Origin of the sequence: Methylomonas fluvii, assembly GCF_014850975.1 — a bacterium.
GTDB lineage: Bacteria > Pseudomonadota > Gammaproteobacteria > Methylococcales > Methylomonadaceae > Methylomonas > Methylomonas fluvii.
The window spans coordinates 1277319-1300443 of sequence record NZ_JACXST010000001.1 but is presented as its reverse complement, the minus strand read 5'-3'; the positions used below and the strand labels follow the sequence as shown (position 1 = coordinate 1300443).

General features: G+C 52.4%; 24 protein-coding genes. 15 read left to right on the top strand and 9 right to left on the bottom strand.

Annotation, left to right across the window (positions count from 1 at the left end):
- Positions 1-15 precede the first annotated feature (15 nt).
- Genes mlaE through hisD form a run of 6 tightly spaced genes read left to right on the top strand, consistent with a single transcriptional unit; the run spans position 16 to position 4822 of the window.
- Entirely contained in the window at positions 16-798 is a 783-nt protein-coding gene (mlaE, locus tag EBB_RS06255) for a lipid asymmetry maintenance ABC transporter permease subunit MlaE (RefSeq protein ID WP_192392928.1), read from the top strand.
- Between the two features lies 1 nt (position 799).
- Positions 800-1264, top strand: coding sequence for an outer membrane lipid asymmetry maintenance protein MlaD (mlaD, locus tag EBB_RS06250; RefSeq protein ID WP_192392927.1), 465 nt, complete (start codon positions 800-802; stop codon positions 1262-1264).
- Positions 1264-1575 carry an STAS domain-containing protein gene (locus EBB_RS06245; RefSeq protein WP_192392926.1) on the top strand — a complete coding sequence of 104 codons (312 nt, stop codon included), beginning with the start codon at positions 1264-1266 and terminating at the stop codon, positions 1573-1575. The genes mlaD and EBB_RS06245 overlap by 1 nt, the downstream gene beginning before the upstream one ends.
- Before the next feature lie 33 nt (positions 1576-1608).
- Positions 1609-2874 (top strand): UDP-N-acetylglucosamine 1-carboxyvinyltransferase, encoded by a 1266-nt coding sequence (gene murA / locus EBB_RS06240; RefSeq protein ID WP_192392925.1) that lies wholly within the window; start codon positions 1609-1611, stop codon positions 2872-2874.
- A gap of 15 nt (positions 2875-2889) precedes the next feature.
- On the top strand, positions 2890-3516 hold the full coding sequence (gene hisG, locus EBB_RS06235; RefSeq protein ID WP_192392924.1) for an ATP phosphoribosyltransferase: 627 nt from the start codon (positions 2890-2892) through the stop codon (positions 3514-3516).
- Positions 3517-3520: 4 nt separating this feature from the next.
- The gene (hisD, locus tag EBB_RS06230; protein ID WP_192392923.1) at positions 3521-4822 is read left to right on the top strand and encodes a histidinol dehydrogenase; all 1302 of its coding nucleotides are present in this window, start codon (positions 3521-3523) and stop codon (positions 4820-4822) included.
- 55 nt (positions 4823-4877) lie between these two features.
- On the opposite strand, the gene EBB_RS06225 is transcribed toward hisD, so the two are convergent.
- Together EBB_RS06225 and EBB_RS06220 are read right to left on the bottom strand one after the other, a co-directional pair.
- A complete protein-coding gene (locus EBB_RS06225) occupies positions 4878-5174 on the bottom strand; it encodes a BrnA antitoxin family protein (protein WP_192392922.1) in 297 nt (98 codons plus the stop codon).
- Positions 5149-5427, bottom strand: a complete 279-nt coding sequence (locus tag EBB_RS06220; RefSeq protein WP_192392921.1) for a BrnT family toxin — start codon at positions 5425-5427, stop codon at positions 5149-5151. Before EBB_RS06220 ends, EBB_RS06225 begins: the two co-directional genes overlap by 26 nt.
- Before the next feature lie 555 nt (positions 5428-5982).
- On the opposite strand from EBB_RS06220, the gene EBB_RS06215 reads away from it, so the two are divergent.
- Positions 5983-6549, top strand: coding sequence for a hypothetical protein (locus tag EBB_RS06215; RefSeq protein ID WP_192392920.1), 567 nt, complete (start codon positions 5983-5985; stop codon positions 6547-6549).
- A 39-nt stretch (positions 6550-6588) separates the two neighbouring features.
- On the top strand, positions 6589-7314 hold the full coding sequence (locus tag EBB_RS06210; RefSeq protein ID WP_192392919.1) for a DUF2971 domain-containing protein: 726 nt from the start codon (positions 6589-6591) through the stop codon (positions 7312-7314).
- A 389-nt stretch (positions 7315-7703) separates the two neighbouring features.
- On the opposite strand, the gene EBB_RS06205 is transcribed toward EBB_RS06210, so the two are convergent.
- Together EBB_RS06205 and EBB_RS06200 are read right to left on the bottom strand one after the other, a co-directional pair.
- Positions 7704-8372, bottom strand: a complete 669-nt coding sequence (locus tag EBB_RS06205) for a laminin B domain-containing protein (RefSeq protein ID WP_192392918.1) — start codon at positions 8370-8372, stop codon at positions 7704-7706.
- Between the two features lie 501 nt (positions 8373-8873).
- Entirely contained in the window at positions 8874-9755 is an 882-nt protein-coding gene (locus EBB_RS06200) for a LysR substrate-binding domain-containing protein (RefSeq protein ID WP_192392917.1), read from the bottom strand.
- 347 nt (positions 9756-10102) lie between these two features.
- Here EBB_RS06200 and EBB_RS06195 point away from each other — a divergent pair, with 347 nt between their 5' ends.
- Complete coding sequence (locus tag EBB_RS06195; protein ID WP_192392916.1) at positions 10103-10879, top strand: ATP-binding protein; 777 nt, start codon at positions 10103-10105, stop codon at positions 10877-10879.
- Positions 10880-10986: 107 nt separating this feature from the next.
- On the opposite strand, the gene EBB_RS06190 is transcribed toward EBB_RS06195, so the two are convergent.
- Entirely contained in the window at positions 10987-11526 is a 540-nt protein-coding gene (locus EBB_RS06190; RefSeq protein ID WP_192392915.1) for a response regulator, read from the bottom strand.
- Between the two features lie 94 nt (positions 11527-11620).
- Entirely contained in the window at positions 11621-12910 is a 1290-nt protein-coding gene (locus EBB_RS06185; protein WP_192392914.1) for an ATP-binding protein, read from the bottom strand.
- Positions 12911-13218: 308 nt separating this feature from the next.
- Here EBB_RS06185 and EBB_RS06180 point away from each other — a divergent pair, with 308 nt between their 5' ends.
- Genes EBB_RS06180 through EBB_RS06155 form a run of 6 tightly spaced genes read left to right on the top strand, consistent with a single transcriptional unit; the run spans position 13219 to position 20905 of the window.
- The gene (locus EBB_RS06180; protein WP_225587259.1) at positions 13219-14856 is read left to right on the top strand and encodes an ASKHA domain-containing protein; all 1638 of its coding nucleotides are present in this window, start codon (positions 13219-13221) and stop codon (positions 14854-14856) included.
- Positions 14856-15521, top strand: coding sequence for a cobalamin B12-binding domain-containing protein (locus EBB_RS06175; protein ID WP_192392913.1), 666 nt, complete (start codon positions 14856-14858; stop codon positions 15519-15521). The genes EBB_RS06180 and EBB_RS06175 overlap by 1 nt, the downstream gene beginning before the upstream one ends.
- Positions 15518-16546 (top strand): uroporphyrinogen decarboxylase family protein, encoded by a 1029-nt coding sequence (locus tag EBB_RS06170; RefSeq protein ID WP_192392912.1) that lies wholly within the window; start codon positions 15518-15520, stop codon positions 16544-16546. The genes EBB_RS06175 and EBB_RS06170 overlap by 4 nt, the downstream gene beginning before the upstream one ends.
- Positions 16543-17163, top strand: coding sequence for a DUF1638 domain-containing protein (locus EBB_RS06165; RefSeq protein WP_192392911.1), 621 nt, complete (start codon positions 16543-16545; stop codon positions 17161-17163). The genes EBB_RS06170 and EBB_RS06165 overlap by 4 nt, the downstream gene beginning before the upstream one ends.
- On the top strand, positions 17160-18812 hold the full coding sequence (locus EBB_RS06160) for a sensor histidine kinase (protein ID WP_192392910.1): 1653 nt from the start codon (positions 17160-17162) through the stop codon (positions 18810-18812). Before EBB_RS06165 ends, EBB_RS06160 begins: the two co-directional genes overlap by 4 nt.
- Positions 18809-20905, top strand: a complete 2097-nt coding sequence (locus tag EBB_RS06155; RefSeq protein ID WP_192392909.1) for an EAL domain-containing response regulator — start codon at positions 18809-18811, stop codon at positions 20903-20905. Before EBB_RS06160 ends, EBB_RS06155 begins: the two co-directional genes overlap by 4 nt.
- Positions 20906-21101: 196 nt before the next feature.
- Here EBB_RS06155 and EBB_RS06150 read toward each other — a convergent pair whose 3' ends face one another.
- The 3 genes from EBB_RS06150 to EBB_RS06140 are packed head-to-tail and all read right to left on the bottom strand — an operon-like array spanning position 21102 to position 23105.
- On the bottom strand, positions 21102-21614 hold the full coding sequence (locus tag EBB_RS06150) for an aspartate carbamoyltransferase (RefSeq protein ID WP_192392908.1): 513 nt from the start codon (positions 21612-21614) through the stop codon (positions 21102-21104).
- 30 nt (positions 21615-21644) lie between these two features.
- Positions 21645-22064, bottom strand: coding sequence for a phosphate-starvation-inducible protein PsiE (locus EBB_RS06145; protein WP_192392907.1), 420 nt, complete (start codon positions 22062-22064; stop codon positions 21645-21647).
- 9 nt (positions 22065-22073) lie between these two features.
- Positions 22074-23105 carry an urease accessory protein UreH domain-containing protein gene (locus EBB_RS06140; RefSeq protein ID WP_192392906.1) on the bottom strand — a complete coding sequence of 344 codons (1032 nt, stop codon included), beginning with the start codon at positions 23103-23105 and terminating at the stop codon, positions 22074-22076.
- Between the last annotated feature and the right edge of the window lie 20 nt (positions 23106-23125).

Here is a 23125-nt window from a genome sequence, read left to right as displayed (position 1 = left end):
ACCTTGTATTCAACCATGTTTCAATTTCTGCAAAATCTCGGAAAAGCCACGCGCAGCAGCTTTGCTAAGCTCGGCCGCGCCTCGTTTTTCCTGAGCCATACCCTCACCGGCATCAGCGACGTGGTGCCGCGCCCCAACCTGCTGATCAAGCAGGTGTATTCGGTCGGCGTGCTGTCGTTTTTGATCATCACCATCTCCGGCCTGTTCGTCGGCATGGTTTTGGGTTTGCAAGGCTTTAACATTCTGTCCGACTTCGGTGCCGAAGAATCCCTGGGCGTGATGGTCGCCGCCTCGTTGGTCCGCGAATTGGGCCCCGTGGTATCGGCGCTATTGTTTGCCGGCCGGGCCGGCTCGGCATTGACCGCGGAAATCGGCTTGATGAAGGCCACCGAACAACTGTCAGGCATGGAAATGATGGCCGTTGACCCGATCAAACGCATCATTTCGCCACGTTTTTTGGCAGGATTTTTATCGATGCCATTGCTTGCCGCCTTGTTCAGCGCCATCGGTATCATGGGCGGCCATCTGGTCGGCGTGGGTATGCTCGGTGTAGATGACGGCGCGTTTTGGGCGCAAATGCAAGCCAGCATCGACTTTCAAGAAGACATCATCAACGGCGTGCTGAAAAGCGTGGTGTTCGGCTTCGTGGTGTCCTGGATTGCCTTGTTCGAAGGCTATGACGCCATCCCGACTTCTGAGGGCGTCAGCCGCGCCACCACGCGCACCGTGGTCAATTCAGCCTTTTCGGTTCTGGCCCTCGATTTCATTTTAACCGCACTCATGTTTGGAGACATTTAACATGCAGCATTCCAAGACCCAGGATACTCTGGTCGGTTTTTTTGTCGCCAGCGGCATCTCTGCCTTGTTTTACATGGCACTGCAAGTCAGCAATCTCGGCAGCTACAGCAGCGACGACAGCTACACCGTCATCGCCCACTTTCAGAATAGCGGCGGCCTGAAAGTCAAATCCCCGGTGTCGGTAGCCGGCGTGCGCATCGGCCGCGTTTCCGCAATCAGGCTGGACAAGGACAGCCACGAATCGGTCGTGGAAATGCGCATCGAATCGCAATACAACAATCTACCCAGCGATTCCGGCGTGAGTATTTATACCGCCGGCCTGCTGGGCGAACAGTACGTCAGCCTGGACCCAGGCTCATCGGATGAATATTTGAAGGATAAAAGCACCATCGACATTACCAGCTCCGCCATCGTGCTGGAAGAAATGATAGGCAAATTCATGCTGAACAAAGCGGAAGGCAAATAATGTCCAAGCTGACATTAACCGAACAGTCTCCCGGCCACTTTACCGTGGAAGGCAGCCTGACTTTTGCCAGCATCGACAAACAAACCTTGCAATCCTTTAAGTTTTTGAAAGGTATGGACAGCATGTGCATCGATCTAGCCAAAGTCCAGACCACCGATATCGCCGGCCTGGCCTTGATGATCGAATGGATCAGGCTCAGCCGGATGGGCCGGGTCAAGCTGTCCTTCAAGAACATTCCGGCTCAGCTGTTGGCATTGGCCAAACTCAGCGGCTTGGACGAAACCGAATATTTTGCAATCCACACGCATTAAGCTGCGTTCCAATTTACAAACCAATAAAAATCCATGGATAAATTACTGATTACCGGCGGCCAACCGCTGCACGGCGAACTGAGAATCTCCGGTGCCAAAAACGCCGCCCTGCCTATTCTGGCCGCCACTCTGCTGTCCGATGTGCCGGTCAGCGTCGGCAACATTCCGCATTTGCACGACATCACCACCACCATGGAATTGTTGGGACAAATGGGCGTGCGCCTGACCGTCGACGAAAAAATGAACATCGAAGTCGATACCAGCACCATTCACAAATACGAAGCGCCTTATGAGCTGGTGAAAACCATGCGCGCCTCGATTCTGGTATTGGGCCCCTTGCTGGCGCGTTTCGGCGAAGCATATGTCTCGTTGCCCGGCGGCTGCGCGATTGGCACCCGGCCGGTGGATATTCACATCGACTCGCTGCTGAAAATGGGCGCCGACATTACCGTCGAAGCCGGCTATATCCACGCCAAGGTCAAACGCTTGCAAGGCTGCCATCTGGTGCTGGACAAAGTCACCGTGACCGGCACCGAAAACATTCTAATGGCCGCCACACTGGCCGAAGGCGTGACCATCATCGAAAACGCTGCTAAAGAGCCGGAAGTCACCGACCTGGCGCATTTTCTGAATAAAATGGGCGCCAAAATCACCGGCGTTGGCACCGACATTCTGACCGTGGAAGGCGTGGAAAGACTGGGCGTGGAAGGATTGCATTACGACATCCTCCCCGACCGTATTGAGACCGGCACCTATCTGGTAGCCGGCGCCATCAGCCGCGGCCATGTCAAACTGAAAAATACCGACCCTTCAACCTTGGACGCGGTATTAGTTAAATTAAAAGAAGCCGGTGCCGACATCACTTGCGGCGAAAACTGGATCGAACTGAATATGCACGGCAAGCGCCCGAAAGCTGTCACCGTGCGCACCGCACCTTATCCGGCTTTCCCGACCGACATGCAGGCGCAATTTACCGCGCTGAATTCCGTTGCCGAAGGCGTGGGCTTAATTACCGAAACCGTGTTTGAAAACCGCTTTATGCACGTGCAAGAACTGCAACGCATGGGCGCGCAAATCAAACTAGAATCCAATACCGCGATCTGCACCGGCAGCGGCCAATTAAAAGCGGCGCCGGTCATGGCTACCGATCTGCGGGCTTCGGCCAGCCTAGTCTTAGCCGCTCTGGTCGCAGAGGGCGAAACCCTGGTGGACCGGATTTATCATATCGACCGCGGTTACGATCATATCGAAGAAAAATTGTCACAACTGGGCGCTACCATTCGCCGCGTTCCTAACTAAATCACTCGCAAAACCATGTTGACCATTGCCGTATCCAAAGGCCGTATTTACGAAGAAGCCCTACCGTTTCTGGAACAAGCCGGCATCACGCCGATTGACGATCCGGACAAAAGCCGAAAACTGATTCTGCAAACCACCCGTCCCGACGTACAGTTGGTGATCATCCGCGCTACCGACGTGCCGACCTTTGTGGAATACGGTGCGGCGGACTTGGGTATCGCAGGTAAAGACGTGTTGATGGAACACGGCGCGGAAAGTCTTTACGAACCGCTGGATCTAGGCATCGCCGGTTGCCGCTTGATGACAGCCGGCCCGGTCAACGCCCCGGAAATCAAAGGCCGTTTGCGGGTCGCCACCAAATACGTGAAAACCGCACAGCGTTATTACGCCAACCTGGGGATACAAGCCGAAATCATCAAGCTGTATGGCTCGATGGAATTAGCGCCACTGGTTGGTTTAGCTGATTGCATCGTCGATTTGGTCGATACCGGCAATACGCTAAAAGCCAACGGCCTGGAGCCACGGGAACTAATCGCCAACATTACCTCTCGACTGGTGGTGAATAAAGCGGCGATGAAAATGAAACACCAAGCCATTCAAGCACTCATCGATCAGTTCGAAACCACCTTAGCCCAAAGGTAAGCCCATGACTGCGATCAAGATGCTGCGCCTAGACAGTGCGGCAATCGACTTTGAAAAACAACTGCAAGCCCGGTTAGCCTGGGATGCCAACGACGATTTGGAAATACACAAACGGGTACTGGACATCATCGCCGACGTAAAAAAACGTGGCGACAAAGCCTTGCTGGAATACACCAACCGCTTCGACGGCACCGCATTTAAAGCCGCGTCCGAACTGGAGCTGGACCGAGGCGCGTTGCAACAAGCGTGGGATAACCTGCCGAGCACTCAAGCCATAGCCCTGCAAACCGCCGCTGATAGGGTTCGGGCCTACGCTGAGCATCAAAAGCTGCAATCCTGGCAGTACACCGAACTGGACGGCACCGTGTTGGGCCAAAAAGTCACCGCACTGGATAAAGCCGGCCTCTACGTGCCGGGCGGTAAAGCCGCGTATCCCTCGTCTGTGTTGATGAACGCGATTCCCGCCAAAGTCGCCGGCGTCGGCGAACTGATTATGGTGGTCCCCACTCCGCGCGGGGAAACCAACGCACTGGTTTTGGCGGCGGCGCATGTAGCCGGCGTGGACCGGGTATTCACCATCGGCGGCGCCCAAGCGGTCGCGGCGCTGGCCTATGGCACCGAATCGATTCCGGCGGTGGATAAAATCGTCGGCCCCGGCAACATTTACGTCGCTACCGCCAAAAAACTGGTGTTCGGCCAAGTCGGTATCGACATGATCGCCGGCCCGTCCGAGATTTTAATCATCTGCGACGGCCAGACCAACCCGGACTGGATCGCCATGGACATGTTCTCGCAAGCCGAACACGACGAAAATGCCCAGGCTATTTTGATCAGCGACGACGCCGCTTTTCTGCAGCAAGTGGAAGCCAGCATCAACAAATTGCTGCCGGACATGGAACGCGCCGACATCATCCGCGCGTCCTTGACCGGTCGCGGCGCGTTCATCAAAGTCGCTAATTTGTCCGAAGCAGCGCAAGTCGCCAACCGCATCGCTCCGGAGCATCTGGAGTTGTCCGTAGCGGAACCGGCAGCCTTGTGCGAGCAAATTCATAACGCCGGCGCAATCTTCATGGGCCGTTTCACCGCCGAAGCGTTGGGCGATTACTGCGCCGGGCCGAACCATGTCCTACCGACATCCAGCACCGCCCGCTATTCGTCACCTTTAGGGGTTTACGATTTTCAAAAGCGCAGCAGTTTGATCAATTGTTCAGCGGTTGGCGCGCAGAATTTGGGTAAGATTGCTTCGGTGTTGGCCCGCGGAGAAAGCCTTACCGCGCACGCGCGGTCAGCGGAATTTAGAATTTAAGGAAATATTGCAACCTCGGCAGACCGGATCAGCGAAAGCATTTCCGGCCTAAAGATTAGGCGGGCGAATGATCCTTCAGCCATTCTTTCAAAGCATCATTCATCCTAGTCTGCCAGCCTTTGCCGGTGGCACGAAAAGCTTCCAACACTTCGACGTCCAGTCTAATCCCGGTAAATACTTTCGGTGAATCCTTGCGTGGCCGACCACCTTTAGGCCTAAGCATTTCAGCCGCCGGCTCCGCTCCAAATAGCTCGGCAAACACCTCGCCAACCGGGCGCATTTGTTTAAAATCGGTTTCGGTCAATTCTCGGACTTCGCCGTCTGCATCAGTTAACGGTAATGGTTCTGCCATATTTGCGGACCTCTCTTAAATTTGCTTTTCTGAAACTAATGACTCGGATTCCACCAGTCACGGGAGTGAAACATAGGACATGCAGTCGCCCATCCAGATAACCAAACGCAACAAAACGTCGCTCTGGATACTCTTTACGAACATCTTCCGTCGCAATGGCGCTAGACCAGTCAAAATCTGCCGCTCGCTCGAAGCTCAAACCACGTTCGAAGACGTTTCTGGCGTTTTTTGCAGGGTCGAAGTCGATGATCATGAGATATTAATGTATAAACAAAAACTGGTTAGCGCAAGTTTTTGTTTATACAAAAAGTGATTTCGGTGTCGCTGTCGCGACAGGTGTTTTAAAGTCGGGTCTCGGCCCGACAGCCGAGATACTTTCTTTTGCTTGGCCAAAAGAAAGTATCCAAAGAAAAGGCCACCCGACATTCCGCCTTATTCCTGCGCTTCTCGCTTTTGGCGAGGGTATTCGGAAGGGCCATCCCTGGCCCTCCGAAAACGAGCGGCATCCCTGCCGCTCCCCTATCGGGCTAATCACTCGATACATCCATGTATCTCGCCCTTCGGGTGCTACGCATGCAAATCGGCAATCCTGCCGATTTGTCTCGCCAAAAGCTGCGATGCTCGGGGCGGAATAACGGGAGAAAAACCAACCCGTAATTCGGCAAAACGCCAATATGAAAAATACCACCCTATAATGTAGGATGTGCCGACGCGAGGAGGGGCATCTATCGCGAACGATGCGCTTCACTTCCGTTCAGCACATCCTACGGCCCTTTATCCTGATTCATTTCTGCATTTGTATTTGTATATGGCGTCCAAATTAGTCTCCTGTAATCTTTGTAAAAAAGAAATTTCGAGTAGCGCAACTGTTTGTCCAAATTGCGGAGAAAAAAACCCAACCAAAAGGCCCCAGAAAGTTGGCTGGTTGGGTAAGATTTGCGGTTTGATAATTTGGGGTGCTGTGGCAGCATCGATCCTGTTAGGATTCTTCGGAACACCTAATCGAACATCAACCCAAGCTACGTCAGAAACCTCTGCTCTTACTGAAGAACAAATTTACAATCAATCGTGTAGCAAAGATTGGCGCAAGTGCAAAAGTAATGCCGACATTGTTAATTTGAACACCTCCGTAAATAGTGCGATGAAAACAGCTTGTAAGCGAGCTGCTGAAAAAAACAGCAAATTCGAAATCGATTGGAACTGGCTGGCATTTGGAACGTTCTACGAAAATGATTCTGATATTAAGACTGGTGAAATATTGATTCAAGATAACGACTCGAAATATGGCAATATGTTTGGTGGCAAAGTCAAAGTAACTACAAAGTGTCTGTTTAATCTTAAAACTATGACTGTCGAGCAAGTTTCAGCCGAATAATTCATAAACAAATTCTGATAAGGTAGGGATGCTAATATTATGTCAGACGCTTACTGTCTAAAGTTCAGGGCGATCAATAAATATCTTATTGAATCATTGGTCAACCCAAGTATTTATTTCGCCAATCCAGATCAATTGAATGACCCGTTTGATTGCAGAATGGATGTCAATAAAATTATTTCTAGTGCTGTACTTGGGGAAAAGGATCAAAGGCAGAAGGATTTTTTACTATCTTTTTTAGAGAATAAAAGTTTTGGTGAAAACTGGAAGTCCCAATTCGAGAATATTGGTGTGTTTTCAGTGTCCATGTGTAGCGAACTCACTAAAAAACAACCGCTTATGTGGTCTCATTATGCTGATGAACATCGAGGGTTATGTGTAACATATAGTTTTTCAGAGGATTGCTTTACTAATGCCGAGTTACTTGCCAAAGGAATGGTCAAGTATTGTGCAGCACCCGATATTTCAGGGGTGTTTAGTAGTAACTTTGATCCTGTAAAGATTACACAAGCTCTACTTTATATTTTTTTATTTAATAAAAGCAGTGAATGGGGATATGAGTCAGAGTTTAGATTGCTTAAATATTCGTCTGGAACATTTCCTATTAATCCAAGTTCAATATATGAAATTTGTTTTGGGTTACGAACTCCAAAATCAGACATTGATTTTATTAAAAAAATAGCATCTGATTATTGTGGCTGTACTTCTTTCTATCAAATGCAGCATGATGATAGTGCTATGGGGTTTAAAGCGGTAAAGCTTTAAAAAAGCTGCTTAAATAGGTTTTTACTTATTTTTTTCTCAACAAGTCTTTGATTTCATCCAAGGCCGTAAGTCGCAATCCGTAGGGCGTCAATAGGCGTAGCCGTATTGCGCCGTTTGTCGTCCCTTCATTCATTTGGCGCATTGGAGAGTATCCCGTATGCCGCACCGAGCACCGGAGCTTTTGAACGGAACAGCCCTTTAGGGGCGCCGCAGGGATGCAACCCCGTTCAAAAGCTTCGGAGCGTAGGGAACAAGCGGCATCCAGGCCGCCTTTTCTTTGGATACTTTCTTTTGGCGGAGCAAAAGAAAGTATCTCGGCTGTCGGGCCGAGACCCGACTCCAAAACACCCCGTCGCGCCAGCGACACCACCACTCCACGACACAGCGCATTAACCCTTGCGAGTGAACGACAAAAACCCCGCAAATCCCACACCAAATAACCAAAACGCCCCCGGCAACGGCACCGTTTGCAAAACCACGTTATCCAAACCGGCGGTTTCCATGATGCCGCTGGTAAATTCGCCGTGAATGTAAAGCCCGCTCAAGTTGGACAACACATTATGAAAATCACTTTGGCTGGCGAACACCCCGTCTGTGGTGCCAAGTCGCCATTCGGATGATGGCGCTAGACTCAGGCTGATATGCGTCCAGCCACTGTTTGGGATAATGTTCGGGTCGCGTTTCCATAGGAGGCGTTGGCCGTTGCCAACTAACATGACGTCGGTGGTTTGCCAATTGATATCGCCGTCGCGGTAAGTGAGATCGTAGGACAATCCGGTAGCGCCGGTCTGCGCCCCTAAGAACGCAGCGGGAGCGGAGAAGGTAAAATCGCCGCTATCCGGGTCGGTGGCAGACAAGTAATTACCCGGATTGCCACCGCCCGATACGTAACTGGGTTGGTATTGGCCAATGATCGAATAATTGTTCTGGCTGAAATCGGCAAAACTGACGATTTGCCAGTTTTCGCTGTCGACATCGAACGAGCTGGACACGCTGGCGACAACCGGCTGCGAAGTCAACAGTACGACAGCAACAGGTAATAACTGTTTTTTGTTCATGATCGGTACTCCCAAGGTAATGGCCCGGCATTGCAATCGGGTAATGTGCTGGCTTAAGGCCATAAGCCTCAAGGCGTTGGTGGCAATAGTCGCAATCCTTATCGCGCCTGACTCAGCCCATGCTCATTACCCGCATCAGGCTGTTATTAGGCTTAATAAACATTGAGGACTTTGCAAATATTAGACGATTTGTTATTTCACGGCAGAGGTGAGAGCAATATGCCGGTGCGGGAGTCATAGCTTTTATTAACCCGGCCCTTAAATACCGTTCGTCCTGAGTTTGTCGAAGGACACGCCACATCAGGCTTCGACAGGCTCAGCCCGAACGGTGTACCAGTATTAAAGACGAACAATGGCTAGCGTCATCTTTCACTTTTCGCCTAAGCACTAATTAAACCCTAGCGAATAACCAGAGCCGACGGGCTAGTTTGCCGGTAAAGAACCAACGAGAGTTTTCGTAGAGACTGACAGCAACCTGAGAGCCCCGCTACCGATGAATACTTATATCTTTTTAGCCGCCTCCTGCACCAACCCGCTCAAACGCCGAATCAAATCCCCTCTGGCGCTGGTCTTGCGCCAAACCATCCCTATGCTCCGGCTAGGCGCGGGCTCAGCGAATGGCAGATAACGTACCCCCGGTTCGTCGCGCACCGCGATACGCGGCATGAAGGTGATGCCGGTGCCGGCGCGGACCATTTGCCGCAAAGTTTCCAAACTGGTGGCACGCACATCCTGCTCTTCGTCGGCGCCGATTGTTTGGCAGATTTGCAGGGCGTGCCCACGCAGGCAATGACCTTCGTCAAGCAACAGTAAATGCTCGCCGTTCAGATCATCTTGCTCGACTTGCAACTTGGCCGCCAACGGATGACCGTCCGCCACGGCCAGCAAAAACTCATCGTCGAACAAGGCCTGACTTTCCAGAAAATCCTCGTAAATCGGCAGGGCCAGCAAGGCGCAATCCATCTGCCCGCTGCGGAGTTGCAGTAACAATTGCTCGGTTTTTTCCTCGACTAAAATCAGCCTGATGCGTGGTAAATCCTTTTTGATTAGCGGTACCAATGGTGCAAACAAATAAGTCGCCAAGGTTGGAAACGCACCGAAGCGCAGATTGCCGGCCAACGGGTCTTGGGCGGTCGCAGCCAGTTCCTTGATATTGTCCTGCTCTTTCAAGATGCGCCTTGCCGACGCCACGATTTGTTCGCCCAATTCAGTAGGCAACACCTTTTTGTTGGTGCGCTCGAAAATCTGGATGCCCAATTCGTCTTCCAGCTTTTTGATCTGGGTACTCAAGGTCGGCTGGCTGATGCAACAACGGTCGGCGGCCTGCACAAAACTGCGCAGGTCGGCAACGGCGATTAAATAATGTAAATCCCGCAGATTCATCCCCACTCCGAAAAATAGCCAATAGCTATCGTTAAATTAATAACGATTGATTATAAATAAAACCATGCGCTCGATCATCTTGCTGAAACGGGCTTCGACCGGAAATAAAGTCTTCGCAGTGCTTGGTTACCAATATAAGCAGCATATCCCGGCCATAGTGGATCAACACATTTCCACAACATCTTTAAGTTTCCCACAAAATCTGTGGATAACTCTGTTGGCAACCCGTTAAAAAGCGCGCTAAGTTGTTGCTGTGCTTGGAGTGGTGTTAAATTGTCTAAAATTTATACACTTTCCATTTCTTTAGACAAACCGACACCTCGATCGGCCCCAGCAAAGGATCACAGATGATAGATTGGAACCACACCTATGCAGCAATTTGGCGTCAGCGCCAGGCATTTCTGCGTCCTGTTAGGCAAATCGATCCGATCCGGCTGGATCAACTGCTGGGCATAGAGCCGCAAAAGCAGCAAATGATAGACAACACCCTGCGTTTCCTGGCAGGACTGCCGGCGAATAACGCCTTGTTGTGGGGCGCGCGCGGCACCGGTAAGTCTTCGCTGGTGAAAGCTTTGTTGAACGAATATTTACACGAAGGCTTAAGAGTCATTGAAGTGGATAAACAAGATTTGCTGTATTTACCGGAAATCGTCGACGACATTCGCGAACACAATCAGCGCTTTATTATTTATTGCGACGACCTGTCTTTCGAAAACGGCGACGCGCTATACAAGCCGCTGAAAAGCGTGTTGGAAGGCTCTATTGAAATGCCGCCGGAGAATGTGTTGTTTTACGCCACATCCAATCGCCGCCATTTGCTGCCGGAACATATGCGCGACAATCTGGATACGCTGCTGGTTGACAACGAGGTGCATTATTCCGACACCATTGAGGAAAAAATCTCGCTGTCCGACCGCTTCGGTTTGCGGCTGGCGTTTTACCCACAGCATACTCAAACCTACTTGGATATTGTCGACAGCTATTTCGTCGATTACCCCGGCAACCGCGAGGCTTTGCACAAGTCGGCATTGGACTTTGCCCATCAGAATGCCGCAAAAAACGGCAGAACCGCGAAGCAATTTTTCAATGCCTTTAGTAATGACGAACGTACCGAACAGCTGTAACTCCGTTCTAAACAAAGCGGCTCTCGGACTGGCGGGAGCCCGCTTAATACCTTGACCCCTGGCTTCGCAGGAGTAACGGTATCGCGGAAATAATTACCAATAACTGGCTATTTAAAATCTTCGTCGTCGAGAATAATCGAGCCGTCCTGCGCCCAATTCACTTGGGTGATACCCGGCTCCTCGGCTTCCAACGCTTTAATAATCGCTTCTTTTTGATCCAGAAGTATCTGCTGCGCCCGCACCTGATCGGCCAAGGCCCGATTTTCCAACAACATCCGCTTGTGCGCCAGACCGTTCTCGACGACATTGACAATTTCCAGATTACTCCAGGGCTTGTTGATAAAGCGAAACACTTCCGCCTCGTTGATGGCATGCTGCGCGCCTTCCAGGTCGGCAAAACCGGTCAACACGATGCGTATCGCGTCCGGCTGCATGCGCTTGAACAAAATCAAAAAGTCGATACCGTTAATCCCCGGCATACGGTAATCGGAAATCACCAGATCGAAACGATGCTCCTCGGCCAACAACAAAGCTTCCTCACCGCTGATTGCGGTAACGGGTTCGTATTGTTTCAGCAAACGCGTCAGCGCTTTCAGCACGTTCGGCTCGTCGTCGACGATGAGTATTTTAATATCTGCCTGGTTCATGGTTTTGCACTAACTGAGGTCTATTGATGACATAGTCTGGCATGTAAAGCCCCTTCTGCAAGTTTGGTATTCAAAAACCGCCAGACGCACCGGACTATTCGGCAGACGCCGATTCCGGCTGCCGAATCGGCAACCAAACTCGAAACTGGCTACCCTGCCCAAGCTGGCTAGTTACTTCGATTTTACCGCCATGCTTACGGACGATATTCTGCGAAACCGACAAGCCTAGCCCGGTACCCTTGCCGACCGGCTTGGTGGTGAAGAACGGCTCAAACAAACGCGGCAGATTCTCCGGGGCAATACCTTTGCCGTTATCGCGGACTTCCACCCAGACATTCGGCTCCGCGCAACCAGTACTAATATGAATATCGCCTTTGGTGTCGATCGCGTGCGCGGCGTTGATCAGTAAATTCATAAACACTTGATTCAATTGCGAAGGCAGGCAATAAATCTCCGGTATCTCGCCGTATTGCTTGTGTACGGTGCAATGATACTTCAGCTCGTTGTTGATAATATTCAGCGTGGAATCCAAACCCTTGTGCAAATCAGCCAATTCCCAATCGTTTTTATCGGCATGCGCAAAATCCTTCAAATCCTGAATAATGTCACGCACCCGCGACAAACCTTCCATGGACTCAGCAATCAATTCCGGAATATCACCGCGCAAATAATCAAGCTGCTTGGTTTGTTTCAGCGCGCACAAGTTTTGCTGCGTCTCCTCCGAAAAGCTTTTTTCGGCTAAAGCCGCGTTGTAAGCATCCATCACGCAAAAAACGTCGCACAAATAGCCGTTCAGCGTATTCAAATTAGAATTGACGAAACCAATGGGATTATTGATTTCGTGGGCGATGCCGGCCGCCAGTTGCCCTATCGCCGCCAACTTTTCCGATTGCAATAATTGCAAATGCACAGCCTGATTCTCTTGATGGCGGCGTTGCACTTCGGTTTCCAGATAGGCATTTTGATTTTTTAGCCAATCGCGGGCTTTCTTCAGCTCCAGCTGGGTTTTGATTCTGGCCAATAGAATCGATAAATGACACGGCTTGTAAAGGTAATCCACCGCACCGAGTGACAAACCCCGCTCTTCCTCCAGATCAGAGGTCAAGGCGGTCACAAATATCACGGGAATATCGCCGGTTTTGGGATCGGCTTTTAGCTGGCCGATGACTTCATACCCATCCATATCGGGCATCATCACATCCAACAAAATCAAATCCGGCTTTGGCGCACCACCCGCCAATTGCAAGGCACGCCGCCCGCTGGTCGCCACCAAAACCTGATAATACGGGGCGAGAAACTGTCCGAAAACCGACAGGTTGATAGACTCGTCATCGACTAACAGAATGGTGGCTTGGCGCTCTGTCGATTGTTTATCGGATTCCATCTAAATTCCGTTGGAGTGGGTAAACCATGATCTGGGTTGATTGCAAGCATCCCAGACAGGCGGGTTATGTTAACGAATCCGCTTTTTGGCGCGTCGGCAAAGTTTACCCGATTGTTGATGACATTCCAGCAGTAACAGTGTGCCATCGACCTAAAGCGCCTTTTGGGCCAGCGAAACCACCAATACACACTAAAATGAAAGGAGAAAACCACTGGCTGTTTTGCCCACGCCGAGTAGATCAAAGCTCAGATCATGCCAGATTTTAACGAAGGCGCAATCGCTATTACTCATACAGGTTTCCATCGCCTATGATCTCCATCCCTCCCGATACCGGACGGTCAGCGTCTCTAGCTAAAGATATGCTGGCAACGGTCAGCAGTAACGATCAAAAGTTACGCATACTGCTTAAACCCGATCTGTCGGTACGCCAATCCCTCGACACTACCGATTTGCGCGTACGCGCTGCCTGCGGCGGTTTGGGTACCTGTGGCGCGTGTATCATTCAAACCGTCGACGGCCAGTTTAACCCGCCGACGCTAGCAGAACGGCAAAAACTGTTATCTGAAGATCTGGCTGGCGGCATGCGTCTGGCCTGCCAGTTGCGGGCGCGCAGCGACTGCACGCTTTACCTGGAAAATCCGGCACCGCATTCCGCATGGAAAAGCCTGGACCCAACCCCACTTTATCAAGCCCAGGGCAATCCAACCGTTTCCGAGTACGTCTATGGGGTGGCGGTAGACCTGGGGACGACACACATCCGCCTGTCATTGTGGAACCGGCAATCCGGCCGACGCATCGGCACCCGTTACAGCATCAACCCGCAAGTCGCACATGGCGCGGATATTCTGACCCGGCTGGATGCCGAGCGCCTGGACGATCAAGATTGCCAGCGCATAGGCCGGGAAGCGCGCGAGGCCATCATCGACGGCATACGCGATATTCTTAGCCGCGATATGGGCGAAATAACGCCGATACTGGCAGAGCTGGGCAAAGTACTGATAGTGGGCAACACCGCGATGTTGACGCTGATTTGCGGCAATAGCGGCGACAGCCTCTACCAACCCGAGAACTGGCAAAGCCCTATCGCCTGCCTGCCCGCCGATGCCGATGCCTGGCGGCAGATGTGGCGCACACCGCATGCCGACATCGACATCGCCCAACCTCTGGCTGGTTTTATCGGCTCAGATTTACTGGCCGACCTACTCGCCACCGGCATTACTGAACAATCGCAACCGATGCTGTTGGCCGACTTCGGCACCAATACCGAAATCGCCGTGTGGGACGGCACCAACCTGTGGGCCAGTTCCGTGCCGGGCGGCCCCGCTTTCGAAGGCGTAGGTATGCGCAACGGTTTAACCGCAGAAGCCGGTGCGATTTGCAAAGTGTCGGCAAGCGGCTTACAAACGATAGGAGATGCCCAGGCGCGCGGCTATTGCGCCAGCGGCTTCATTGATGCAATTGCCTTGCTGCTGGACCAAAAGCACCTGAAACCGTCCGGACGCTTCGCCGAACCGCCATCCGAACCAGGCTTATTATTGCAAGCCGAGATTCCCAAAAGTGCCATTTTTGCGAGCGACATCGATATTTTTCAGCGTGCCAAGGCATCGACAGCCGCTGCCATGTCACAATTAATGTCGTACGCAGGCTTGGCAATAAGCGATTTGAATCGTTTGTGGATTTGCGGAAGTTTTGGCCAACATTTGGACCTAAACAGCGCGTTCAGGGTTGGCTTACTGCCTCCTATGCCCCCCGAAAGGGTCAGCCTGCTGGCCAATGCCAGTCTGGCCGGCTGCGAACAACTGCTGTTGAATCCGGCCGGGCCAAGTCTTTTAAATAATATTGTCCAACGGGCGCGCGTGGTCAATCTTGGCGGGGTTTTCGAATATGAAAACCGCTTTATCGACAATTTACGCTTGCAACCCATGTCCATCGAGGAGCTCGAATAATGCTCGACGCTTATATTCAATCCTATAACCAGGCGGTATTCGAGACCGATAAGCCGGCGGCCTTGGAGGTCGTCAATCAAGCCTTAAACGACGGATTCAGCCCCGAAGATATCGTCTTCAAATTAGTCATCCCGGCCATCGAGTTAATGATGACCTTAATCGAAAAGGATCCGGACGCCAATCTGGCCCAGCATTTCATGACGGCACAAATTGCGGCCGACGTCACCGAAAAAATGCTGGAAAAATTCAGTAAACCACCGGAAATGATAGGACGGGTCGTCATAGGCGCCGCCTATGGTGACCTGCATTCCTTGGGCAAACGGATCGTTAGCGGCTGCTTGAAATCACTGATGGTGGATGTGATCGATCTGGGCACCAACGTCACTGCCGAAAAATTCGTCGATACCGCGGTATCCGAGAACGCCCAAGTCATCGCGGTATCCGCGATGATGGTCCACACCGCCACCAGCGAAAAAGGCAGCTTGGGTGTGCGCAGTTTGTTAAAAGAGCGTGGCCTGGAACAGCAAATCAAACTGGCGGTTGGCGGCGCTCCGTACCGTTTCGATCCGGAGTTGTACACCAAGGTCGGCGCGGATGCCTGGGCTCCGGATGGCGTCACCGCCGCCAAAGTGATTGTCGATTTGATTCGCGAGGTCAAGCCATGACACCTTTGGAAATCCTCACCGCAGCAGCGACCGGCAACCCCGCGCCGCGCATTCCGGTTTTTTGCAATATGCCCGATCACGGCGCCCGTGAATTGGGTATGTCCGCCAAGCAATACTTCAGCAAGGGCGAATATATCGCCGACGGCCAATTACGCTTGTTGCGGCGCTACGGCTACGACAACATCTGGAGCCTGCATTATGTTGGCAAGGAAGCGGAATTGCTGGGTTGCAGCGAAATCCTGTTTGCCGACGACGGTGCGCCGAATGTCGCGGACTTCGTCATCAAAAACCTGGACGACATCGCCAAACTCGACATTCCCACCGACATTACGCTGCATCCGGCCTGGCAATCGGTTGCCGACTGCCTAAAGATTTTGCGCAGCGAAGTCGGCGGCACACATCCGATTTGCGCCTACGTCACGGCCTCGACCACGTTGCCGGCCATACTGATGGGTATGGATAAATGGATGGAGTTATTCCTGCTCGGCCCTTTTGATGTCCGCGATGAACTGCTGCGCAAATGTTCGGATTTCTGCCAGCAGGAAATCGCCGCCTTACGGGCCTTGGGCGCCAATGTGTTGATTTACTCCACGCCATTTGGCTCGCCGTATTTCGTCAGCCGCAAGCAAATTGAGCAAACGGTGATGCCCTGGATGCGCCGGGACTTGCTGCCTGGCGGTAATGAGGACATCGTTTATTACTGCGGCATGGCGACTTTTAACGATGTGATCGATTTGGTTTTCGATGAACTTCACCTCAAAACTCACTACATCAGCCCACTCGCCGACTTAGCCGAAGCCAAACGCCTGATCGGTAATCGCGGCCTGACCTGCGGGGTGATCGACGATATTAAAATGATTCACTGGAGCGCCGAGCAAACCCGCGCCGAAGTGAAGCGTATTATCGAAATCGGCAAAACAGGCGGCCATTTTTTGTTCGGTAACGGCGTCATGCCAATCGCTGTGCCCGAGGCCAATATTCGGACCATGGTCGATGCGGCATTCGAATACGGGAGACTGCCATGAAAACCTTCGCGATACATCCGGAAAATCAAACTCCGCTGACCATGGTGGGCTGCGGCATTTTGCGTAAGGAAGTGGACGGATTAATCGCGAAAAATCACTGGAACGTGCATACCCATTATCTGGATTCGGCCTTGCACAATTACCTGAATCGTTTGTCGACCGAGCTGAATCAGGCGCTGGAAGAACGCGAGAAACTCGGCGAAAAAACCGTGGTGTTTTACGGCGGCTGCCACCCGTTGATGGAAAAATATCTGGAGGGCCACCACACCTGCCGCACCCACGGCCAAAACTGTATCGTCATGCTGCTCGGCTACGAGTTATTCATGCAGGAACTGGAAAAAGGCGCGTATTTTTTAGTGGAAGACTGGGCCTTGACCTGGGAACCGATGATCACCGCCTGCTTCGGCGCGAACATGACGGTGATCAGGGAGATATTTCACAGTAGCCATAAATATATCCTGGCACTACGTACCCCGTGTAATGGCGATTTCAGCGCCGCCGCCGAAACCGCCGCGCGCTTCGTGGATTTGCCGCTGGAATGGATGGATGTCGGCCTGGAGCATTTGGAAACCGTTTTGGCCGATGCCATCCAACGCCGGCTTGCCGCCGAACAATGACCCAAGCACCTTCCTACCAAGAGCTGCAGGAACGGGTCAAGCAATTGGAAACCCGCGTCCGCAAGCTTTCGGAAGAAAAGGCGAATCTATATTTGATCCTGCACATGTTGGAGTTGTTAAACCCCATCGCCGGCGTCGAAGGCTTGTTAGAGAGCTTAATGAATGCTTTGTGCGGCAGTTTAGGCGGCAGCAATATCGAAATTTATTATCTGGACGCGGGGGCAATCCATTACGCCAATTTGGCCGGTGAACGCCAAATTATCGATCATATCGACGACCCCTTAATCAGCGAAGTTTTTCAGCAGCGCCGCTTTGTCGAACAAGCCACGGATTCTCAGCACACGCTACTGCGCGGCGTGACCCCGGCCATTGCCTGCACCTGGGTCATGCCCTTGCAGGTGGGCAAAGAATTAATCGGCGCCATCAAAATGACCGACATGTTGGGCTCCGCGCAAATGCGCGACTATCTGTCGCCGTTTTTCTCGCACATGGCGCTGATTTTGAGCAACGAAATCAAGACCCGCATCGCGGAAAGCGCGAATCAGGCCAAAAGTAATTTCCTGGCCACCATGTCGCACGAAATCCGTACCCCATTGAACGGCATCTTGGGAATGGCGCAATTGCTGAGTCTAGCGGACTGCGACCCAAGCAAGCATCAAGAATGCGCTCGCACTATCCTCGCATCCGGACAAACCCTGTTAACCTTGTTAAACGATGTGTTGGATTTGTCCAAAATTGAGGCGAATCGGCTGGAGCTGGTTTACTCAGCCGCGCAACCTCGGCAAATCATTACCGAAGTACAGTCGCTGTTCAGGGAAAGCGCGCTTCAGAAAAACCTGCAAATCGAAACCGTCTGGCTCGGCCCCTGCGAGCAATGCTATCTGCTGGATCAAATCAGAGTCAGGCAAATGCTCTCAAATCTGGTCAGCAATGCCATCAAATTTACCCATCATGGCGCGATCCAAATCCAGGTAACGGAATTGCGGCGGCAAGGTTCGCAAGCACAACTGGAATTTTCCGTGTCCGATCAAGGCATCGGCATTGCCGCCGACCAACAACGCCTACTGTTTAAACCCTTTACCCAAATCGACGCCAGTTCGACGCGGCGATACGCCGGCACCGGCCTGGGCTTATCCATCGTCCAACGCTTTGCCGGGCTGATGCAGGGCGAAGCCGGCGTGGAAAGTAGTCCGGGCATGGGCGCCCGGTTTTGGTTCAGAATTCGCTGCGAGCTGGTTGACTGTCAACTGCATAACCACAATTCAGAGCAACAGCCCTTACTTGTTCCTTGCGCGGAACTGTATTCCGCAGCAGTCAATACCGGACACTATCGCGATGCGCCAGCCCATCCGGAGCAACCCGTCTTGGCGACGGCCGGCCCGGCAATCAGTGCGGAAGACATCGCCTTGCTGCATCACAATCAAGAATTACGGCCGCTACTGGACGAACTCGACAACTTACTTGCCAAAAACATGTTCCATGCCATTAACCACGTTAAAGCATTGCAGAATTTACTGCGCGCTAGTACGGTAGAACCGCTGTTTTCCGAAATATCTCAGTCGGTTAACGAAATGAAATTCGACCAAGCACGCCAGCAGTTGCGGCAGCTTTATTCAGCCTTGGGTTGGAATGGGGTACAAACCGAATGAACAGCAAACAGTTGAAAATTCTCGCCATTGACGACAACCCCGCCAACCTGGCCTTGTTGGGTTTGGCATTGCAGGACGATTATCAAATTCAAATCGCCACCTCCGGCGGTAAAGGCCTGGAACTGGCGTTGGATGAGCCGCCTGATCTGATTCTGCTCGACATCATGATGCCGGATATGGACGGCTACGAAACCTGTCGGCGGATCAAGGCCAGTCCACTGTTAAAAGACATTCCGATTGTGTTCGTGACCGCTTTGAACGAAATTCAAGCTGAGGCCTTAGGCTTTTCTTTAGGCGCCGCGGACTATTTGACCAAACCCATCAGTATCGAAATCGCCCGCTTGCGGATTCGCAATCTGTTGGAACGCGAACAATTTCGTCAAGAACTGCAACGCCGCGAGGCTGAGCAACGCTTGGCGGCCAGCGTGTTCGCCCACACTCACGACAGCGTCGTCATCAGCGACAACGAGAATCGCATCATTGATGTTAACGCGGCATTCAGTCGAATTACCGGCTACGCGCGCGAGGATGTTTTGGGTAAAAACCCCAGCATACTTAAATCCGGCCGACAATCCGCGGAATTTTACAAGGCCATGTGGCAAGCGCTGAACGCACACGATCATTGGAGCGGCGAACTCTGGAACCGCAATAAAAAGGGCGAGGTTTTTGCTGCGTTGACCTCGATTTCGGTAGTGCGGGACGACGACGGCAAAATTCATCATTACATCGGTTTATCGGCCGACATCACCCCGCTGAAGAACCATGAATACGATCTGGAACGCATCGCCCATTTTGATCCGCTGACCGGCATTCCCAACCGCGTGTTGCTGGCTGACCGTCTAGCACAAGCGCTGGCCCACACGCACCGGGCCGGCAACCATATGGCGGTATGCTATCTGGATCTGGACGGTTTTAAGCCGGTCAACGATCAATTCGGCCACGAAGCGGGCGACCAGTTGCTGATAGAAATTTCCCTACGCATCCGCGACTGCCTGAGAGCCGGCGATACCGTGGCCCGCATCGGCGGCGACGAATTTGTGCTGCTCTTACTGGATTTTAACGACACCCGCGAATGCGAGGCGGTATTGGAGCGCATGCTCCGCAACGTCGCGGAACCGTTGAGCATAGACGATAACCAAATCTGCGTATCGGCCAGCGTGGGCCTTACCCTATACCCCAACGACCTGGCAAGCGCGGACACGCTGTTGCGGCATGCCGACCAAGCCATGTATGTCGCCAAACAGCGCGGCAAAAATCGCTACCACCTGTTCGACCAGGAACTGGACAGGATAGCGCTGGTCCGCGGCGAAACCTTAACGCAAATCGAAGCCGCGCTGCTCAATAACCAGTTCGAATTGTATTTCCAACCCAAGGTCAATATGCGTTTGGGTAAAGTACTGGGTGCGGAAGCATTGATTCGCTGGCGGCATCCCGAGCGGGGCTTATTGTCGCCTGCGGCGTTTTTACCCGACATAGAAGGCACCGAGCTGGTCATAGCCCTGGGCAATTGGGTATTGGCCCGCGCCCTGGACCACCTGCAAAGGTGGCAAGACATGGGCTTGAACATTGCCATCAGCATCAATATCGCCCCGCGCCACTTACTGCACCAGGATTTCGTTGAAACATTGAAAGCCGGCTTTGCCGCGCATCCGCAACTGCGCCCCCACTGTCTGGAACTGGAGATCTTGGAAACAGCCGCACTGGAGGATATTGGCAGAGTCACCGCCGTGATGAAGGAATGCCAAAAGCTGGGCGTCGGCTTTGCATTAGACGATTTCGGTACCGGCTATTCGTCGCTAACGTACCTGAAAGCCTTACCGGCCGACACCTTAAAAATCGACCAATCGTTTATTCGCGACATTCTCGGCGACCCTGAAGATCTGGCCATCGTCGCCGGCATTATCAATCTCACCGCCGCGTTTCGTCGGCAAGTAATAGCCGAAGGCGTCGAAACCGATGAACATGGCTTGCTATTGCTAAAACTGGGCTGCGATAACGCCCAGGGCTACGGCATCGCCCGGCCGATGCCGGCCGGAGACTTGCAGGAATGGATTACAAATTGGCTGCCAAACCAGGAATGGTTGAAAAATTAATCGTTGGCTCAGCGCTCGATCCTGTGTTTGATCCTTCTCCAAGCCAGAGAACCTGAAAGCGTATAAGCGCGATTATCAAAAGCCAACTAGGCTAAGCATCAAAGTATCCATACAAATCTGAATGCCGATAATCCTTGAAGAAATGGCGGTTTAGAAGATGCACTCAGCATTTAGCTGGCGCAGGTAATCTTGACCTTCAGGGTTGGTGTTTCCCGTGGTGCATTTGTTGTCCGCCGGGCACAGCATGGCGGGCGTGGTCGCTGAGTTGGGCATCAAAGTAGCTGTGCACCGCTTCTATCAACTGTTTGTCTTCACTCCGATACTCGATCTCAGCGCCGTTCGGCAATTCCCGGTAGGCAAAACTGACTTTTCCAGCAGCCGACGCCAAAGCATTTAGCCCCGGCATGTCCTCGCCATGAATCTGGCGCGGCCCAGAAAAATCGCCAGCCGCAAAATGCGTAGCCAGTTGCGACAGATGGCTGCGCACTAAGCCAATTTGTTGGCTGTCAGCGGCATCCTTGGCGATCACTTGTTGAATACCGCCCGTATCAGTCTTATTGAAAATGTGCAGGGTTTTTTCCAGCGCAAACGGCATGACATGGCTGCCGCGCTCTTGCACTGCGTCTAAGCGCGATGGATCGAAAGGCGGGATAGCCTGGACAATAGGAGCGGTTAACGCCAACGCCGCAATCAGTAATGATTTGTTCATCTTAGTTTTCCTTTTCCTGTAACTGGCCGTTCAGGTATCGTCACTTGGCTTGCGAATAATCACGGTCGACAAAGCCAATAATAAGATGCCGCCGGACACCAGCAAAATGCCCATGTCGGCCTGATGATGCGCCTGAATGTCGGCGATTAACAATCTAGCCAGCGCGGTGATGGCAATGTAAATCAGACAACGCACCGGCATGAGGTTAGTTTTGAAATAAATGCCGACCATCGCACCCAGTTCCAAATAGATAAACAGCAGCAAGATGTCACCGATGGTGGCATGGCCTTGTAGCATCATACCGCCGTATGCCACCACCGCCGACCAAACGATACTGGCGCCGATGACAAACAAGGCCAAATAATGAAAAACTTCTATCAGCAAATTGCCTATTTCGTCCGCCAGCCGTTTGGCCTGCTCGTTCAATTGTCTGAAACGCTGAATATCCAACACTTTACCTCACTGAACGGGCTGAGTATGAGCCGGCATTGCTACGGGCATCTGGCCTGCCTGGATGATTTTCAAACCGCGCTGCGCCATCATCACGCCCATCGCGATCACCAATATTGCCGAAACCTTTACCAGCTGGCGCATGAAAACCTGCGACAACAAGCTGGCGAAGAACCCAAACCCCAATAACGGCGCTAAAGTACCGAGACCAAACCAGAACAGCATCGATGCGCCCTGTAGCGGGGCGCCGCTGCCGGCGGCCATCACATACATAGCCTGTAACGGCCCACAACCCAGCAAAAAACCGGTCAACAAACCAGTACGCAACGCACTGCGCGGTTTACGCAGTTCATCTGCAAGCTGGCGATTGACGGCCGTGGGCATGCGCAAGGTAAAGCGGCGCAAGATGGCAAAGACGTTGAGCATCTTCAGACCGTACAGCAACAGAAACAGGCTGGCCACCAAAGCCAGTCCACCGCGCATCGGCGGGGTAATCGCAATAGTGGCGCCCAACAAGCCAAAGCCGGCGCCGAGTGCGCTGTAGGACAAGGTCTTGCCGACTGCGTAACTTACATGCGCCAGCAGTTGGCGGGACTTGGCTTGACGGGGATCGGTGTAACCCACCACAAAACCGCCGCACATGCCGATACAATGAAAACCGGTGAGAAAACCGATGCCCAGCAATACCGCTTGATCCATGTGCGGCGACATTTGCTGCATCACGCCGGGCATCAAACTCTTGCCCCAGAACGTCACGCCACCGACCACCAGCAATAGCAGCAAAAAAATCAACAGGCCTTTCAGCTTACCGCCGGCAGGCCGAGGCGTCAGTTCCACGCCGTAACCCTTAGCACGAATGGCCTGGTATATCGCCGCTTCCTCGGCAAGCTTGTCGTCGAATTGCACATCCACCGTCGCTCGCGCGTAGCTGACCTCTAGCTTTATCACACCCGGCAAATCGGCCAGCGCTTGGCAAATGGTGTCTTCGCAACCAGGGCAGTGCATGCCCTGGATCGTCAAATGCCTGTTGATCATCGTCATATCCCGCTCCCTGACAATTG